This window comes from Lentzea flava (assembly GCF_014648475.1).
GTDB classification, from domain to species: Bacteria; Actinomycetota; Actinomycetes; order Mycobacteriales; family Pseudonocardiaceae; genus Lentzea; species Lentzea flava.
Window position 1 is genome coordinate 13,762 of sequence record NZ_BMRE01000075.1, and the last position, 17,270, is coordinate 31,031.

The following is a 17,270-nucleotide window of genomic DNA, read 5'->3' on the forward strand; positions in this document are numbered from 1 at the left end:
GCGCGGGCGAGCGTCCAACACCGGGAGCTGGTGGTCAGACCGAGCGCGTGGCGACTGACATGCAGCGCCTCCACCAGGACGGTGCCGGCCCCGCAGTCCGGGTCCAGGACGAGGTCGCCGGGGCGGCTGTAGGTGGCGATCGCGTGGGCGGCGATCGCAGGCGGGATCAGGTCGGCGTCGGTGTCGGTGCCGCGTACACAGTCGGCGTCGCGCAGTTGTGTCGCGAGGTCACGCTGGCCGGTCGGCCAGACCGACAGCGGCGGGTTCGGCGGCTCCTCCCCCGGCGGCGAGGGCAACGGCCACAGCGACGTGGGACGGTCAGGCGTCGGAGGTCTCCTCGCCGTCGGCGGCTGCGGGCAAGGAGTGGCGGGTAAGGACAATAAGGTCGCCATGCACCTGGCTGTGCCGCACGGCGGCCGTCGCCAGCCCCGCGGAGCTCTGCGAGTGGGCGCGCACGGCCAGACTCGCGACGATCAACGCGCTGTGGCGTACGGGCACGCGGAGCAGGGCGATGCGGTCGGTGTAGCGGAGGCCGGCGTGACGTGCGGAGCGCACGAGTGGCCCGGCAGGGTCGTTCAGCAGACCGGTGGAACGGTCACCGTGGGTGATGACAGCGAGGGTGCCGGTCGGGGTGAGCAGACCGGCCCAGTCCGTCGGGCGGAGCGAGTCCAGGGTGTGCGGCTCGGCCGCGGTGATGATGAGGTCGAAGCGGTCCGGCTGGCGTTCGGTTGCCTCCGGGTCCGGTCCGTGGCGATGGTCGGATGACGGCTCGACGGAGTGGTCGGTGGACGGACCGATGGCAGGTAGTCCGGATGCGGACTCCGACTTGGAGGGTGTGTCGGCGGCGGTGTCGTCGATGCGGTCGGGGTGCGCGACGGCAGCTTGGGTCTGCACGCTGCGGCCGAGTCGGACCACGGTCCAGCCGGCTTCGAGCAGGCCGACATAGTGGCTGCGGTGAGACCGGCCGGGGACCCCAGTGACCGACGCCGGGGCGGCAGCGGAGAACGGTGCGGGGTCGAGCAGCAGTACCCGCTGGCCGGGTTGGGTGTAGGTGGTGACGATCTTGATGACCGCGGTCAGTAGCCAGTGGGCGATCAGCCCGGTGCCTTCGCGCAACTCGTCTTGAGCGCACGGCCAGACAGTGCTGTGACGGGGGGTGGCGCAGGGTGAGGTGCAAGCGCCGCCTGCGGGCGGTTCGCCGTTTCCGCGGCAGCGCGATCGGCACGGTCGGCGTTTCGGTCGAGTCCTGCTCTTGGGACTGATCTCCCGTGGAGTCGGCGTCGTGTGTCGGGGGCATCGCAGGTCTCCTCTGGCGGGTCGATGCTGCGTGTTCTAACGCCCCTTAACTCCGTTTTTCGACCCGATTTTGGACATGCCCGACACACTTCTTTGAACTCTGTTCTCGGCGACATCCACACCGTGGCGACGATGTAGATGTTCACCGATCGCAAACACGGACCGCCTGAACTTCGCAGACGCCTGCCTCTGCAGGGCCGTACCGTGAGCCCGTCGCGGCCAGATTTTATTCAAGATTTTTCCGGCAGCTCACAGTAGATCTTGTGCGGAGAGCGCCCGCACTGCGCCTGGACTACTAGACCGCTACTAGCACCCACATATAACAACAGATCAGCAGCTACTAGGACATGGCGTCGTTGCTGGCCGCAACGATCACCTCGTCGATCTTGGCAAGCTGTCCATGCGGACCGAAATAGTAGTGACGTAGTAGCCCTTGGGGCCTTTTCTAGTTGGGATCTAGTAGTGGCGTGGTATCCCCGTGGTATCCAGTGTGGCTTCCTGACGTTGTTGTCCGCATCAACGCTTCAGGAGAAACGTCATGGCAACACAATCCGTTTTCCGCCACCGCGGCGATGACACCACCCCGAACTCGCTGGATATTGCGCGAGACACCTTTACCTGGCTGGTGGCCGGGCCGCACCCGGTGTCGCTGAGCGGGAGGCTCTTTCCGGGTCTCCCTGACCGGTACATCGCGCTGGACGAGGTGCGCGACCGGCTGCTGGCGCGCCGGTGTCCGCAGTCGACGAGAGACGCGGTGTGGGCGCATCTGGTGCTGCGCTCCCGTACCGAAGGAGCGACCTGGACGGTCGCCGCGGTCGGGGTCGCGCTGCCCGCGTTGACCACCGTCGCGGCCATGCTGTCCGACCGCTTCGCGGGCGATCCAGCCGATGTTCATGCCGAGGTTCTGCGTGGCTTCCTGACGGCGCTGTCGACCATCGACCTGCGACCGCCGCGGATCATGCTTCGGCTGCGGTGGGCCGCATACCGGTCCGGCTACGACGCGCTCACCGAGGCGTTGTCGGGTCCGACTCCGGTCGCGCCAGGCTTCCGTTCGACCCCGCCGCACGCGCCGTGGGGTCATCCGGATCTCGTCCTGGCTCGCGCGGTCGCAGACGGAGTCCTGACCCAGACCGAGGCAGCGTTGATCGGTGCGACCCGGTTGGACGAGGTGCCGGTCGCGGACTGGGCCGCGCAGCATCAGCTCGGCGAGTGGGCGGTCTACAAGACGCGCAAACGCGCCGAGCTCCGGCTCGCCGCGTACCTGCGCGATGGCGCCGCCGACACCGATCCGACCGACTCGCTGACCGACCAGGTGGCCACCGCGTTGGCCCTGGCGCGCCCGATCACGTCCGGCTGCGGCATGCCACGGACGTCACTTTCCGTGTCCGTCGCTGGCATCGAATCGGCGGAGAAAGTTCAGGGGCGCGTGTCCAAAACGGACGCGAAATCCGGAGTTCAGGGCTGCGGGACACACCCGCACTCAGCCCGACCTTCGGAGGTGACCCCATGCGCCTGAACTCCCTCACGGCCAAGGTGGCCGACCGGCCAGACGCGCACCGAACCAGCTGCCGCTCGATCTCACCGACGACGGCCACGACGCCGACCGCAGTCACCGAGCCCACGACCACGTCGCTCGACACCACTCCGATGCCTGATGGTCGCGGTGACCGTGCAGGCCGGTCGCGGCTTCTCCTGTTGTCCAGCCATGTGCTGGTTGTCGCGTTCCTGCTGACGGCGTCTTCCGCGCAGGCCGAGACCGTCCACACGGTGGCACTGGTCGCGTCTGTCGACCAGGTGCTGACCAACATCCGCAACTGGATCATGGGCATCCTGGCTGCCCTCGCGACGGTGTTTCTGTCCATCGCGTTCGTGCGACGGATGACCGGGGCCGGGGATCCCGGCGAGATCGAGAAGGCGAAGACGGCGTTCCGGTCAGCGTGCTGGGGCTACCTGGGCGCGCTGCTGACGCCCCTCGTCATCGAGGTCCTCAAAGGATTCGTGGGGGCCTAGCGATGACGGGCACAAGCCCTGCGTCGCGGGCTGCATCGGCCGTGGCCGATCGGCGGACCGCGACGCGGTTCGGTCGGCGTCGGCAGCGTGCGGTGTGGATGTTGCTTGCCGGTCTGCTGGTCGTCCTTGGCTGCGCCTTCACGCTGACCGCGTCGGCGCAACCGACCGTGCCGAGCGCGCCGACGCCGTCGACGCCGGTCGACCCGTGCTCAGGTCCCCAGCCTCCCGCGCCGTGCCAGCCGAGTACGACGCGCACACCAACGCCAACCACGTCCCTGGTGTGCCCACCACCGCAGTCCGGCCAGCCACTCCCGCCGGGTTGTCTGCCCCAACCGACCACCCAGCCGTCAACGCCGCCGACGGCGCCTCTCCCGACTGTCCCTTCGACCGGATCGTCCAGTGGGGAATGTGGTTTCACCAACCCGACTGCATGCGTCGGCGACGGGATCAACGCGTTCATCAACCGCCTCGTAGGCGAGTCGCTCAACAGGCTGTTGCGCTTCGTCGGCAGCACGTTGCTATCCACACCGACGTTGGATCAGCTCCCGCGGATCGGTGAGATCTGGGAGCAGTCCCGGCTGTTCATGGTGGCCGTCTACTCGCTGCTCGTCCTCGTCGCCGGGATTGTCGTGATGAGCCATGGGAGCGTGCAGTCCCGGTACTCGATCCGGGAGATCGCGCCCCGCGTCGTCATCGGTTTTCTGGCCGCGAACCTGAGCCTGTTTCTCGACGACCAGACCATCCGCTTCGCCAACGCCGCGTCGGTCGCGGTGCTCGGCGACAGCCTCGATCCGCAGACCTCCGGCCAGGCGATAGCCGAGCTGTTCGTCAGCATGGTGGCGAGGTCTCTGGTCGACGGCGGGATGCTGGCCGGGTTCCTGTCGCTGGTGCTGACCGTCCTACTGGTCGGGTTGCTCATCGGCTACGTCGTGCGAGTCGCTCTCACGGTGCTCCTGTTGGCCGGCGCACCACTGGCGCTGATGTGTCACGGTCTGCCGCAGACCGAAGGCGTCGCGGAGTGGTTCTGGCGTGCCGGTGCTGGTGTGCTCGGCATCCAGATCGGAGAGAGCCTGGCGCTGATCTGCGCGCTGAAGGTCTTCCTGCAGCCGGGCGGTTTCACGTTCTTCGGCATGCCCAGCACGGACGGGTTCATCAATCTCATCGTCCTCATCGCGTTGGTGTGGATCCTCGTGTAGATCCCGACCTGGGTGATGCACCAAGTTCGGATCGGTGGCGGGCGCCGCTCGTTCCTGGGCGGGCTGGCATATGCGTTCGTCTTCGGTAAGACCATGGGCCTGCTCGGTGGGCGACGCCTCGCCATGCGCACCGCTGCGGCGACCACGTCCCGTGGCACTGGTGGCCGATCAGTGCCTGAACCGCGGTGGCCCGCGCCGATCCGGGAGTGGGGCGGCGTCGGCGGCATCTACACCCCCGAGGCGATCGCGCGCCGACTTCAGCAGCAGCGTGCCCGCGAACTCGCACACCGCAGCACAGTGTCCGGTCAGCAGCACGCGCGCTTCCAGCAGGCCGCGCCCCAGACGCCCACGCACGACATCGCCAACTGGAACTCGACGGGCAGCACGGTGGAACCGGAGTTCCGCCCACCAACTCCCGTCTCCGGCCGGGCCGAACCGCTGCCGCGACCGATCGGCCGTCCCAGCGCGCCGGTGTTCCGGCCGGCCAAGCCCGCAGCCCGCAGCGCGGCGACTCCACCGCCTCGGCTGCGCACCGCGGCCGTGCCCGCCGAGTTGCAGTTCCGTCCAGCCGCCGCCACGCCACAAGTGGCGCCGATGCGAGCCACCGGCACGCCAGCGCCGACGGTATTCCGGCAAGCCGTGCCCGACCTCGGCAGCCACGGTCGACGAACTCGCTCCCACACCCCGGCACCCGTGCAGTTCCAGGCGCCGTCGCGGCCGCCCGCACCAGGTAACGACACATCCGAAAGAGGTGGGCGGCCATGAGCCAACCTGTCCGGATTCCCGCCGACGTCGATCGTGAGGACCGCGTGCTGGGCAACCTCACGGCGCGTCAGTTGGCCATCCTCGCCGTCGTGGGGCTGGTGCTGTACGGCGCATACCTCGCCACGCGGTCGTTCGTTCCGCTGCCCGTGTTTCTGGTCATCGCGATTCCGGTTGGCGCATCGGCCGCGGTGCTCGCCCTCGGACAGCGTGACGGGCTGTCGCTGGACCAACTGGCCCTCGCGGCGCTGCGCCTGCAGCTGAGCCCGAAGCACCGCGTGGCCGCACCGGAAGGGATTCAGCCCGCCCCGGAGTGGCTCACCACCCACGCCATCAACGGCACGAACCGCGGTGGCCTGGGGGCTGCCGCATCGGTCTCGCCGACCGCGTTGCGACTGCCCGCCGAGGCGGTCAGCACGACGGGCGTCATTGACCTTGGCAAGGACGGCGTCGCCGTGGTCGCGGTCTGCTCGACGCCGGGGTGAAGTAGACGAGCTGCAGTTCGCGGCGGATCTCGCGCAGCACCATTTCGCAGCCGTGGATGCTCGCCTCGATGTCGTCGGTCAACAAGGACCTGATGCCGCTCTGGCGGGCCGCGTGCACGATGAAGTGGACCCACCGCAGATCCCAGATTGTGTGGGTCTCGCGCTGGGTGTGGGCGAACAGGCCGTACCGGATCTCCGCCGCGACCAGCGGCGGCAGTCCACGCAGGTCTGTCTGGCCGGGCCGGTGGATCGCTGCCGCGTTCGCACACCATCGACGGAACTGCGCCTTGTCGGCATAGAGGACATCGACGTGTTTTCCCGTCCTCTCCAGACGATCCCAGCCTCGCGGCAGGATCGCGGCTCCTGGTTGGCGAGCACGGTTGTAGGAGTCGTGGTGCGCCGGACACAGTCCGACAGGGTTGGCTGCGAACGCCGTGCAGACCGTCACCTGGCACTGCCCGTAGGACGGAAAGGCTGCTTCCCCTGCCGCCCAACGGTCAAAGCCTGCTTTCGTCCAGCCCTCCCTCTGAGCGGCCATCCACCGATTGTTGTGCCGTTCGCACAGGTCCTTGCTGTGCGGGCTTGCCGGTCGGTGCAGGCAGATCCGGCACACCCTCTGTTCGAGTGCCAGCGTCGAGACCGACGGGCTCGCTGTGCGGGCGAACTCGAACCGGCTGCCACCGTTGACCTTGAGTCGCGCCCACTCCTCGATGTGCTGGTGGCACATGTCTTTGCGTCCCGTGCGCGGCGAGTCACAGGAGGCCACCGAGCAGCGCCAGGCGAAGACCCGGTGGTCGTCGGGATAGCGGATGACGTCCTCGCGATAGAACGCCTCGACGGTCGGGCCGTTCAACAACGCGGTCAACAGCTCCAGGCGGTCCCGCATGCCGCGCCGGTCGGTGTGCCCGGCTACTCGCGGCGACGTGGTCGTGTCGGTCACGCCTGCTCACCCCACGCCTTGCGCAGCGCCAGGTCGAAGGCGGGGTCATGGATGTCGACATGAGCGTAGATCTCGTCGACCACCTCGGTGGAGGCCCACCCACCCGCGTCTCGGGTGATCACCAAGTTGCCGTCGGACGCGTCCAGAACCGCCGTAGCGAAGGAGTGACGGAACGCATGTGGTCGGATCACACCCAGTCCCGCGCGAGCGCCGGCCCGTCGGAGCATCTTGCGCGCCCCCTCGGGAGCCCAGGGCAGTCCGCGGCCGGAACCGTGCAGCTGCACCAGCAGCACCCCGTGGCTGGCCTGGCGGGGGGGGTATTCGGTCATGACGTAGTCGAAGTAGGAATGGATCATCGCGGGACTCACTCGCTTGATCAGTCCTCCGCGTATCACTCCGTCTTCCAGCGTCCACGGATGCTTGGTCTTCGCGCGGGCGCCGTTGACCAGCCCCTCGCGATGGCAGACGTGCACGTGCGGGGTGCGGCACTTCACCGCACGTGGCCTTGTCCCGCAGGTGCAAGTCCGCCAGGTGAAGCCCACACAGCTCACCGATGCGCATGCCACCGTCCGAGAGCCAGTCGACAACCAGACGATCTCGCGCTGTCGTCAACACCGGCTCCAGGAGGGCACGCGCGCCGTCCGGCAGCATATTCGGGTGCCGGCGTCGAATCCTGTTCGGTGCCAACGGATTAGCTGGCAGGTCGCGAATCAGATGACCCAACAGAGCGCGATCGCGATCGGCCTGCGTCGGCATTCGCCGACGGTTCAACATCTCGGCCAACTCGGGATTGACCCCGGCAGCGGCTTGGTTCAGGTAGAACCCCTTCAAACACGAGGCGGCCGAGCTCAGCGCGCTGTTGCCGTAGGGACGCTGCCCGATTCGCCACGGGTTGCCCAAAGGCATAGCGACCTTCGCTCCGAGAGCGCCCATGTAACGCTCCAGGTCCGAGAACCACCCACGGCCGAGCCCAGCTCAGTGCGGCACGACCAGCCACGAGCGGCCTGACCGCAGCCCGCGCCCGTCTCGACGACCGCTTTGCGTTGGGAGGTCCCCGATGTCCTGGCCAATCACCACCACACCGCTGTCCACCACTCCGCCCCCGCGCGTCGAGCGAACCGCGGAAGTCCTCGCCTCACCGGTCGGCGACTACCTCCGTGACCCGCTCGGTGGGTTCCAGAACGTGCTGGCGCACCTGCGCGGCCTCGCGCTGACGTGGGGCCCGATCGTCGGGCCGGTGCTCGCGGTCGCCGTCACCGCCGCGGTCATCGCGCGGCGCCGGTGGCGCCGCCGCTACCACCAGCGCCTGATGACCGACGCTCGCCTGGTAACCGTGCTGGCGCCACCCACGGTCGACCCGTCCGGCGCGATCACCGTGTGATCCAACCTGGTCGGTGTGCTGCGGCCCGGCTGGCTGCGCCGGTTCGGTGGGCAGCCACATCTGGCCTTCGAGCTGACGTTCACCGACGGCGTGCAGATCCGGCTGTGGGTGCCCGGCCTGGTGCCGCCCGGCATGATCGAGCGCGCCATCGAGGCCGCCTGGCCCGGCGCGCACACCCGCACCACGCCCGCCAAGCCGCCGATCCCAACCACGGCGGCAGCGGGCCGGCGCGTCGAAGCGGTCGGCGGCGAGCTGCGGCTGGCGCGCTCGGAGGCACTGCCGATCCGCACCGAGCACCCGGCCGACCCGATCCGGGCCATGCTCGGCGCACCGGTCGGGCTCGGCCCCCACGAACGTGCCTGCGTACAGATTCTCGCCCGCCCCGTCGCCGGACACCGAGTGACCAAAGCCCGACGAGCAGCCCGGCGGGTGCACGCGGGCGGATCGGTCCATCTGGTCGGCCGGCTGCTCGACGTCATCACGCCGGGCAAGACCCCGAAGCCGTCGACCAGCACACGGACGTCGGGATTGGATCGCCAGACCAGCCTGGAGTACGCCGCCCAGGACCGCGCCGTGGTCGAGAAGCTGCGGGCCAACCAGTTCGAGACTCGCATCCGCTACGCCGTGGCACCACCGTCTCCCAGGACGCCACCTCGGGCGAGATCCAGGCGGTGCGGGAGGTGCTGCGGGGCCGCGGGCACGCGATCGCCTCAGCGTTCGCGGCCTACTCCGAGCACAACTACTACCGCCGGGTCCGGCTACCCAAACTGCTGACCGTGCCGGCGTTCCGGCAACGGGCCTGCGACCAGATCGACGACGACGTACTGCGCGGGTTCTGGTCCTGGTACGACGACCTGTCCGAAGCCAGCCGAGCGCAGGTCATCGCGCCGCTGATGAACAAGGTCCGCGGCTTCCTGCTGCGTCCCTTCGTCCGCGCCGCCATCGCCGGTGGTCCGTCCACAGTGGACATGGACGAGATCCTCAACACCGGCGGCATCTGCCTGGTGCGCATCGCTCGCGACGCACTGGGGATGGAAACCGCGCGGCTGGTCGGCTCGATCGTCGTGGCACGCACCTGGCAGGCCGCGACTCGCCGAGCTCGCGTCCCGCAGCGCCAGCGCCGCGACCGTGGGCTGTACATCGACGAATGCCACAACTTCCTCAATCTCGCGTATCCGCTGGAGGACATGCTCGCCGAGGCCCGCGGTTACAGGCTCTCGATGGCCTTGGCGCATCAATACCTCGGCCAGCTCCCGAAGGAGCTCGAAGAAGGCATCAGCACGAACGCCCGCAGCAAGATCTTTTTCAACGCCTCACCGGAGGACGCGAAGAAACTGGCCCGCCACACGATGCCGCGCCTTTCAGATCACGACCTCTCCAACCTCGGCGTCTACCACGTCGCAGCACGACTCGTCCTAGGTGGCGAGGAAGCACCTCCGTTCACGGCGGTGACTGAGAAGCTCTCGCCTGCGATTCCCGGACGCGCCAAGGCAATCCGCAAAGCAGCCAGGGTCAACACCCGCCCGCCCGTCGCCGACACAGACAGCGCATCGGGCCGCGCCGGTCAGTCCACTGCGGATCCGCGCCGCGCGGCCTAGCACGTCGGTTTCGTTCTCACGCAACGCATGCGGGCCCACCCCCTCTCGCCTCTTTCTGGGCTGTGATGAGCCCGCATGCGTCTTTCCGTGCCATTCACTCCTGCCCAGATCTGGGAGGTGCGTACCCATGATCACCAATCCCACGCCTCAGCGGGCGTTGCGCGGGCACATGCCCCAGCGCCCCACGCCACGGGCAGCCACCACCGGGGAACACCACGCCCAACTCGCCGGACGGCTCACCCTCCGGGACCGCTGGCTGGCACGGATGCTGCACGAGCACAAGGTCTTCACCACCCAGCAGATCGTCGAACTCTGCTATCCGACCATGCGCGCGGCCAACCATCGCCTGCTCGACCTGTTCAAGTGGCGCGTCGTCGACCGCTTCCAGCCGTTCGTCAGTTCCGGCACCGCCCCGATGCACTACGTGCTCGACATCGCCGGAGCGGTCGCGCTCGCCTACGAGGACGGCCTCGACCCCAAGCAACTCGGCTACCGCCACGAAGACGCCATCGGCATCGCCCACTCCCTGCGCCTCGCGCACACCGTAGGCGTCAACGGCTTCTTCACCACCCTCGTTGCCCTCAGCCGACGGCCCGGCGCCCGCGGACGCCTGACCGCGTGGTGGTCCGAGCTGCGCTGTGGCCGACTCTTCGGCGACATGGTCCGCCCCGACGCCTACGGCCGCTGGCGCGAAGACGGCCACCAGATCGAGTTCTTCCTCGAATTCGACTTCGGCACCGAGGACCTCGGCAAGCTCAGCCGCAAGCTCCCCGGCTACGAAAAGCTCGCCGCCGCAACAGGAATCACTACACCCGTCCTGGTGTGGCTGCCCACCAGCCGCCGCGAAACGACTGCCCGCAGGGCGCTCGCCGACGCACTGTCCCAACTCGACCGCCCAGCGCTCGTGCCGGTGGCCACCAGCGCAGCGGACGTCGCTGGCGTGGCCGACGACAGCAACCCCGCCGTCACCCGGTGGCTGCCGATCTCCGGCCCGGCAACGCGCCGCGCCGGCCGGCTGCGGCTCGCCGAGCTCGCTCAGCTCTGGCCTCACCTCGACCCGCCTAGCGCGGCACCGCACTCGACCGCGGTCCCAGCCCAACACGCACCCGCGGAACTCGCCGCGCCGGACCCGCTTTCGCCATCCACTCCAGCCAGCCGCTTCGGGAGGTGACCTGTGAAGATCGCCACCGCCGCACTCTTGACGTTCATCGCCATCTTGGTGCTCATCGGCGGCATCGGCCAAGCCGTCGTCAAGGCCCTCTTCGGCAGCAGCAGCACCCACCCCAGCCAGGAAGCACTCGCCGACATCCCCGGTGACTACCTGGCCCTCTACCGGCAAGCCACGAGCGTGTGCCCCGGCCTGGACTGGTCAATCCTCGCCGCAATCGGCAAGATCGAAACCAACCACGGCCGCTCGCCGCTGCCGGGCGTCTCCAGCGGAGAAAACTACGCCGGTGCCGGTGGACCCATGCAGTTCTTGCAGTCCACATTCGACGGCGTCGTCGCCCGCCACCATTGCCCCCAGGCGGCGCCACACCACCATCCCGGTACAACCCACATGACGCGATCTACGCTGCGGCGTACTACCTCTGCGACTCGGGAGCGCCCAAAGACCTTCGCAAGGCGATCTTCGCGTACAACCACGCCGACTGGTACGTCGACGACGTTCTCGCGCAGGCCAAGAAATACGGCGACGCCCTGGTCGGCACCGGCGACTGCAAGAACATCCAGGCTCCGACTCCCACAGCCATCATGGCGATCAACTTCGCCTGCGGCCAACTCGGTCTCCCGTACGTCTGGGGCGGCAACGGACCCGCCGGTGGCCACGCCGGCTTCGACTGCTCCGGCCTCACCAAAGCCGCCTACAACGCCGCCGGGATCAACCTGCCGCGCACTGCGCAGACGCAGTACAACGCCGGTCCGCTGGTGCCCGCTGGCCAACCGCTGCTTCCCGGCGACCTGGTCTTCTACGGCACACCAGGCAACGTCCACCACGTCGGCCTGTACATCGGCGCCGGCAAGATGGTGCACGCGCCGACGTTCGGACAGCCGGTCCAGGTCAGCAACTACCGCTGCAGTGGAGACGACTACCTCGCGGCATCGCGCCCGGCTGTCGACTCGCGGGTGTAGCTTCCGCGCATACTTGACCACTTCCGCGTGCAGATGACCGCAACATGACCATTTGATCGGGTACCGCGGAAGCGTGCACGATCGGTTCGCTGGGGGCGTCGCGTAAACGTCCGTTGCTGATGGCAGCTCGGGCACCTAGCAATTCAGTTCAGCGTGTTGTGAACACAGTGCAGGAGATCCGGTACCCCGGAAAGGAGCATCTCGCGGGTCGGGGACTTCGTCGTCAGTGTCGCGAGATTGTCGACGGCGGCGAGCAGGAGCAGGCTCTGCCACTCGTCGCCGTCCAGGCCTGCGGCGCTGCCGCCGTGCGCGGTGTACTGCGAGCGGAGTTCGTCGTGCAGTTCGTCGGGCAGATAGTGCGCGACCATCGCGACATCGAGTCCGCGGACTCCGACGCCACAGCGTGCGAAGTCCACCACCCCGACCGATCCCGTCACCTCGTCGACCATCAGGTGATCCTCATGGACGTCGGCGTGCACAGGGCCGATTTCGCCGGGGATCTTGTCCAGGCCCTCCAAGACTTCTTCGGCGCGCATCATTGCCCGCCACAGGGAACCGAACTCCCCACCTCCGAGCACGTCCCCCACGGCGTGCGTGACGGTGCCCGCGGCGTTGTCGAAATAGGTGGAGTCATAGCGGCGGGCCGTGCCCATCACGCGCGTGGTCGAGTCCGACAGCTCGGTGCGCTGCAATGCCGTCAGCACACGTGCGTAGGCGGTCAGGAGCTGTTCGGTCTCCAAGGCACTGGCACGCCCTGGAACCCAGCGCGACAGCGTCCACTTCCGGCCACCCCGCGACACCGGCATCAGGCCACCGTCGACCCGCTCCAGCGGTACGGGCGTGCCGACATCGGGGTTTCCGGTGAAGTCGCGCAGCCAGGCGAGCTCAAAGCTCACACCCGACTCGTCGGCTACTTCCTTCAACACATAGTCGTCGTGGCCATCGGTGACCTTGTACGCCTTTCCCGTCACGCCCGGGGACAGCGGTTCCCATCCAACAAGCTCGACGCCGAACAATGCGCCTACCGAGACATAGGTCGACGCCACAACGGCATCACGCACAGCATTCACAGCCGCCTCACATATCCCCGTCAGCCACGCTTGATCACAGGCTAGCCACCGCGACAACCACATGCTCTGCGACACGGGGTGATGCCCCATGGGCAAGCGCGGCCCCGCCGGTAAGCCCACCAAGCTGCGCATCCTGCACGGTGACCGTGCCGACCCGGATCAACGTCGACGAACCCGAACCACCAGACGACGATGTCCGCTGCCCAGACTGGGCATCCGCTCCGCCACCCAGCTCCTCAACAGCTTCGCCCTGCTGGTCCAAGGCGGGTCGGGGTTGATGAAGAACCCGGCGTTGCAGGTGCAGGCCGAGGCCGAGCGCACCTTTTTGCAGTTCGCCGCCCGATTCGGGCTCACGCCGTCCTACCTGCAGTCCATTCGGTGGCGAGGCGACGGCGGATCGTGAGCTGTGGCACATCTGGCAGGCCAACCGCCTGGACCTGCACTTCGAGCAGGCACACGTGGATGCGCTCGCGCTCGGCCGCTCCTATGCGATCGTCGGCAGCAACGAGAAGTCACCGTCCACGCCGCTGGTGACGGTCGAGTCCCGTTGGAGGTCCACGTTGACCAGGACCCGCGGACTCGTGAGGTCAGGGCCGCGCTGAAACGGCGGTAGGAAGAGGACGGCGACGAGCAGCCCGAGCGATTCACCGGTCTCGCTATCGGACACAAGCGGTAGGCTCTCCGCCCGCCACACGCTCGTGCAGGGTTAGGGCGTTTCGCACGTGATCTCGGCCCACACGGTCTTGCCGACCGGATGGGAGATCACTCCCCAGTCTTTGGCGAGACGATCCACGATGATCAACCCACGTCCGCGGGTGTCACTGAGCCGGGACCGGCCCAGAGTCGGCCTGTCCGGTGAAGCGTCTTCGTCCTCGATCCGGACGAAGCACGGCTGCGTGGATCGCTGAAGCCGGACCTGCGCCGGCATCTGGCCGTGGTCGAAGGCATTGGTGATCAGCTCCGTGACCACCAGCAGTACGTCCCCCAGTTCGTCATCGCTGAGGTCCGCGAGTTCCTGCGCCGCCCATCGGCGCACCCGCACGAGCGTGGGAACCTGCGGCTCCAGGCTGAATACCTGGGATCTTGGGAGAGGGTCGCTGCCGTTGTCGGTCACGATGTGCCGCCCTCTCTGCCGAAGACGCCCCGCCAGTTGTCAGGCCGGGTGCCACTCGGACCATTGCCCCAAACGACGCACTGATGCAAGTCTCAGCTCAGCACCACCATCCGCGGCGACCGCTGCTGTATCGAGTGGCTCACCGCGCATCAACGGGAGCCACCCGATCTGCCGAGGCCCCACAACGGCACAGATTCCTGCGTCTGCCAGCAGCAGTGCTCAAGGGGTAGGGCCGATGATTTGGCCACTGCTGCTCGCGCGGCGGCAGCGGATGGCTCAGAAGGTGGTGCCGGGTTGTTGGCGTCGACCATGCTCATACGTCTTCGAGCGCCCGACCCGTGCTACATCATGGCGACGTCGAGAGCAGGGTTGAGGAAGTGTCACCCGAGCTGAGACGGCGTCGACGCCGAAGGCGTGTAACGCGCCTGGTCACAGCTGCGACATGCGATGGACAACGGAGGACAGAGGAGTCGCTGATGATCTGGTGACCTCGCGCCGCTCGTGCCTCTGCTGACCGAGCGCGCAAGGCGACTGGCTCGGAACGGAGTAACCCATGGACTGGGTTTGGCGTGTGTTCGTCTGTATGGCCGTCGGCTCGATGCTCGGAGTCTTCTGGCCTTTCATCATCAAGGGGTTCAGGTCCGTCAGTCCGCAGTTCTCGATCAACGCGCTGAACACCGCGAGCAAGGCCACGAAGACTCTGGTGTTCCTGGCGCTCGGTTTGTTTATCGGGGTAGCGGTGGCCGCTCTCAGCTTCGCCACCTTCCTTGGCGACCCCGCCAACCAGACGTCCCTGCAGGAACTCGGAATCGCCTCGTACTTCCTGGCGTTCTCCGCCGGGTTCGCCGCGGGCGCGCTGTTCGAGGAGCCGCTCAATGCCTGACGACCGCCAGCAGATCATCGAGCTCACTTCGTTGTGGCTCGGCGACGACAAGACCGACCTGTCGTACATCGACGATGACCTGGTCGCCGCTGACCACACAGCGGAGGACTACAAAGGCACTGCCGAGGCCGAGGAAATCGGCGGCCTCGCCCTCTCCAGCCTTTACTACAACCGCCCGACCGTCGGCACCTACAACGGTGTGCCGCACATCTTCTTCTACCAGCAGTGCCTTTCGGCGCCGCGGTACCGCATCCAGCGCAGCCGGATCTTCAGCACGATCACCGCCGGCTCGTGCGTGGCCTTCCGCAAGTACAAGATGTTCTACCGCTGAACGCACGGGGGTCCCGTGAGACCGGGACCCCCGCTCAACTGTTGTCAGTACCCGCGGACATCTCCGCGGCGAGCTCGGTCAGCTTGTGCCTGCTGCGCCTCGTCCGCGGTCAAGCTCCGCCGGGTCGCTCTGGTTGTCGAACCGGCGTTCCCGGCGTTAGTCGGGCGGGAAGCGGTCCTCCTGCAGGACACGGCGGTAGAGCTCCGTAATCATCCCTGCCTCGGGTTCGGCCGGTATGAGCTTCGAGCCACGCCGCCGGTAGCCAGCCGGTGCTGACCGATCCGCAGGTTCGTCATCGGTGGAGGGCAGTTCCAACAGTTCCGCCTACTGGTCGGAGGTCGGCCACTGGTCCTTGCTCATGATGTGGCTCCTGCTGCACGACGGCTGTCGTTCTCTCGCCTGCCACGGGATTCGGCTGGGCGACAACGGCACCTAGGATTCGTCGCTGTCATCACCTTCGAGCAGTTTGTAGACGTTGCTGCGCTGCATGCCGACTTCCTTGGAGATCCGCAAACGGGGCACTCCGGCAGCGTCCGCAGCGAGCACCGCCTTGCGGCGCTTCTTACGGGCCTCTCGCTGCTTTGCGAGCAGCCCGTTGATCTTCTCCTCAAGCTCGGCCTGCTGAGTGCGGGCGGTTTCCAGGTCCTTCTTGATCCCCTCGATCTCGGCCCGGCTGGCCCGAAGCTGAAGGACTTCCTCGGGGTCGCTCATCAGGGAGCCCCTCTCGCGTGGCGTCGTAGTGTCGTACGCGACGACACGGCGCGGTCTGGGCATGTCTATCACACATGTCTATCATTCCGTTTGCGAGGACATAGCGAGGGCGACGTCGGGTGAGGCTGACGTCGCCCTCGCCGAGGCTTGAGCCTGGGCTGGTAGGTAGGTAGGTAGGGAGCGATCGGCTAGCTGTATTGCCCTGAGACGTTGGGAACGCGGCTGGCGGGTGGCTGGCCTGCGAGTGCGGTGTGACCGCGGTGGTGATTGTAGAGATGCAGCCACCGCGGTAGTGCTTCGCGGCGTTCGGTCTCGGTGCGGTAGGGGCGGGCGTATGCCCATTCGTCGAGCAGGGTGCGGTTGAAGCGTTCGACTTTGCCGTTGGTCTGTGGCCGGCGTGGGCGGGTTCGTTTGTGAGTGATTCCGGCTGCGGTGAGGGTGTCGCGCCAGAGCCGGGATCGGTAGCAGGATCCGTTGTCGGTGAGGACTCGCGCGACGGTGATGGCGTTGGTGTGGAAGAAGGTCTGGGCTCGTTGCCAGAACGCGGCGGCGGTTTCCTTGGTCTCGTCGGCGAGGATCTCGGTGTAGGCCAGGCGGGAGTGGTCGTCGACGGCGTTGTGCAGGTAGCTGTAGCCGAGGTTGGCACGGTTGCTGATGGTGCGCGGCCGGGAGGGATCGCGGTGCGCGGAACTGTTGCGCGTGCCGATTGTCCGGCCGTGGACTTTGTGGCCGCCGCCGTCGGGGATGTTGCCCAGCTTCTTGATGTCGACGTGCACGAGATCACCGGGGCGGCGTGCTCGTAGCGGCGGATCGGTTGTCCGGTGGCCCGGTCCAGGTGCCGCAGCCGGGCCAGCTTGTAGCGGCGCGGGACCCGGTGCACGGTCGATGGGTTCAGGTCGAGCAGGAACGCGATGCGGGCGGGTCCCCACCGCCGATGCAGCCGGACCTTGATGATCCGGCGTTGCTGGCGGAGGCGGGTGCGAGCAGGGCTGGTGCGCGGGCGTGACGAGCGGTCGGCCATGCCCGCGCGACCTTCGACGCGATAGCGGTCGGCCCAGCGTTTCGCCGTGCTCACCGACACCTGGAACCGCTCGGCGGCTCGCCGCAGCGGCCAGCCGTCCTCGACGACACACCGGGCCAGGCGCAGCCTGCCCAGCTCGGTCAGCGGTGCGTTAGCGTGAGGAATTGAGGGCCTCCTGGCTAGTAGGTGCAGATATCGCAATCCACACCGAACCCGGAGGCCCTCCCTCATTCCAAGATCATCCGATCACGTGTCGGACCGTTCGCAACGTCTCGGGTCAATACCAATACCGCTAAGTTAAGCGGCCCTGCCGAAGATGTGCAGCTCGGGCGGCATGTCGTG

At 67.5% G+C, this 17,270-nt stretch carries 15 protein-coding genes and 5 pseudogenes; 11 read left to right on the forward strand and 9 right to left on the reverse strand.

The features are described 5' to 3' along the window. Positions 1-41 precede the first annotated feature (41 nt). Both IEZ09_RS47080 and IEZ09_RS41980 read right to left on the reverse strand, forming a co-directional pair. Positions 42-392: pseudogene (locus IEZ09_RS47080) on the reverse strand (DNA methyltransferase); the annotation flags it as partial. Then, on the reverse strand, positions 319-1,116 hold the full coding sequence (locus IEZ09_RS41980; protein WP_189259438.1) for a hypothetical protein: 798 nt from the start codon (positions 1,114-1,116) through the stop codon (positions 319-321). The pseudogene IEZ09_RS47080 and the gene IEZ09_RS41980, both read right to left, overlap by 74 nt. Before the next feature lie 718 nt (positions 1,117-1,834). On the opposite strand from IEZ09_RS41980, the gene IEZ09_RS41985 reads away from it, so the two are divergent. From IEZ09_RS41985 to IEZ09_RS42005, 5 genes and pseudogenes are all read left to right on the forward strand, one after another. Beyond that, positions 1,835-2,812 (forward strand): hypothetical protein, encoded by a 978-nt coding sequence (locus IEZ09_RS41985; RefSeq protein ID WP_189259439.1) that lies wholly within the window; start codon positions 1,835-1,837, stop codon positions 2,810-2,812. Beyond that, complete coding sequence (locus tag IEZ09_RS41990) at positions 2,803-3,306, forward strand: pilin (RefSeq protein WP_308202461.1); 504 nt, start codon at positions 2,803-2,805, stop codon at positions 3,304-3,306. Before IEZ09_RS41985 ends, IEZ09_RS41990 begins: the two co-directional genes overlap by 10 nt. Positions 3,307-3,839: 533 nt before the next feature. Next, a complete protein-coding gene (locus IEZ09_RS41995) occupies positions 3,840-4,502 on the forward strand; it encodes a TrbL/VirB6 family protein (protein WP_189259440.1) in 663 nt (220 codons plus the stop codon). A 15-nt stretch (positions 4,503-4,517) separates the two neighbouring features. Beyond that, on the forward strand, positions 4,518-5,267 hold the full coding sequence (locus IEZ09_RS42000) for a hypothetical protein (RefSeq protein ID WP_189259441.1): 750 nt from the start codon (positions 4,518-4,520) through the stop codon (positions 5,265-5,267). Continuing rightward, positions 5,264-5,740: pseudogene (locus tag IEZ09_RS42005) on the forward strand (PrgI family protein); the annotation flags it as partial. The gene IEZ09_RS42000 and the pseudogene IEZ09_RS42005, both read left to right, overlap by 4 nt. Here the strand turns inward: IEZ09_RS42005 and IEZ09_RS42010 are convergent. Together IEZ09_RS42010 and IEZ09_RS47085 are read right to left on the reverse strand one after the other, a co-directional pair. Next, positions 5,691-6,689, reverse strand: a complete 999-nt coding sequence (locus tag IEZ09_RS42010; protein ID WP_189259443.1) for a hypothetical protein — start codon at positions 6,687-6,689, stop codon at positions 5,691-5,693. The pseudogene IEZ09_RS42005 and the gene IEZ09_RS42010 overlap by 50 nt on opposite strands. Then, positions 6,686-7,183: a tyrosine-type recombinase/integrase gene (locus tag IEZ09_RS47085; RefSeq protein WP_229813418.1), complete on the reverse strand. Its 498-nt coding sequence runs from the start codon at positions 7,181-7,183 to the stop codon at positions 6,686-6,688. The genes IEZ09_RS42010 and IEZ09_RS47085 overlap by 4 nt, the downstream gene beginning before the upstream one ends. 563 nt (positions 7,184-7,746) lie before the next feature. Here IEZ09_RS47085 and IEZ09_RS42020 point away from each other — a divergent pair. The 3 genes and pseudogenes from IEZ09_RS42020 to IEZ09_RS42030 all read left to right on the forward strand — a co-directional run bounded on the left by IEZ09_RS42020 (position 7,747) and on the right by IEZ09_RS42030 (position 11,798). After that, positions 7,747-9,668 (forward strand): annotated as a pseudogene (locus IEZ09_RS42020) (type IV secretory system conjugative DNA transfer family protein). A 127-nt stretch (positions 9,669-9,795) separates the two neighbouring features. Next, positions 9,796-10,839, forward strand: coding sequence for a replication-relaxation family protein (locus tag IEZ09_RS42025; protein WP_189259444.1), 1,044 nt, complete (start codon positions 9,796-9,798; stop codon positions 10,837-10,839). 3 nt (positions 10,840-10,842) lie between these two features. Continuing rightward, a pseudogene (locus IEZ09_RS42030) lies at positions 10,843-11,798 on the forward strand (C40 family peptidase). A gap of 143 nt (positions 11,799-11,941) precedes the next feature. Here the strand turns inward: IEZ09_RS42030 and IEZ09_RS42035 are convergent. Further along, on the reverse strand, positions 11,942-12,859 hold the full coding sequence (locus tag IEZ09_RS42035; protein WP_189259445.1) for an aminoglycoside phosphotransferase family protein: 918 nt from the start codon (positions 12,857-12,859) through the stop codon (positions 11,942-11,944). Positions 12,860-12,956: 97 nt separating this feature from the next. Between IEZ09_RS42035 and IEZ09_RS42040 the strand changes: the two genes are divergently transcribed. Beyond that, entirely contained in the window at positions 12,957-13,271 is a 315-nt protein-coding gene (locus IEZ09_RS42040; RefSeq protein WP_189259446.1) for a P27 family phage terminase small subunit, read from the forward strand. A gap of 81 nt (positions 13,272-13,352) precedes the next feature. Here the strand turns inward: IEZ09_RS42040 and IEZ09_RS42045 are convergent, their stop codons facing one another. Both IEZ09_RS42045 and IEZ09_RS42050 read right to left on the reverse strand, forming a co-directional pair. Then, positions 13,353-13,535 carry a hypothetical protein gene (locus IEZ09_RS42045; protein WP_189259447.1) on the reverse strand — a complete coding sequence of 61 codons (183 nt, stop codon included), beginning with the start codon at positions 13,533-13,535 and terminating at the stop codon, positions 13,353-13,355. 39 nt (positions 13,536-13,574) lie between these two features. Continuing rightward, positions 13,575-13,982, reverse strand: a complete 408-nt coding sequence (locus IEZ09_RS42050) for an ATP-binding protein (protein ID WP_229813419.1) — start codon at positions 13,980-13,982, stop codon at positions 13,575-13,577. 553 nt (positions 13,983-14,535) lie between these two features. On the opposite strand from IEZ09_RS42050, the gene IEZ09_RS42055 reads away from it, so the two are divergent. Next, positions 14,536-14,865, forward strand: coding sequence for a hypothetical protein (locus IEZ09_RS42055; protein WP_189259448.1), 330 nt, complete (start codon positions 14,536-14,538; stop codon positions 14,863-14,865). After that, on the forward strand, positions 14,858-15,196 hold the full coding sequence (locus IEZ09_RS42060; protein ID WP_189259449.1) for a hypothetical protein: 339 nt from the start codon (positions 14,858-14,860) through the stop codon (positions 15,194-15,196). The genes IEZ09_RS42055 and IEZ09_RS42060 overlap by 8 nt, the downstream gene beginning before the upstream one ends. A 432-nt stretch (positions 15,197-15,628) precedes the next feature. Here the strand turns inward: IEZ09_RS42060 and IEZ09_RS42065 are convergent, their stop codons facing one another. Further along, positions 15,629-15,907 (reverse strand): hypothetical protein, encoded by a 279-nt coding sequence (locus IEZ09_RS42065; RefSeq protein WP_189259450.1) that lies wholly within the window; start codon positions 15,905-15,907, stop codon positions 15,629-15,631. Positions 15,908-16,095: 188 nt separating this feature from the next. Beyond that, positions 16,096-17,093 (reverse strand): annotated as a pseudogene (locus IEZ09_RS42070) (IS481 family transposase). Between the last annotated feature and the right edge of the window lie 177 nt (positions 17,094-17,270).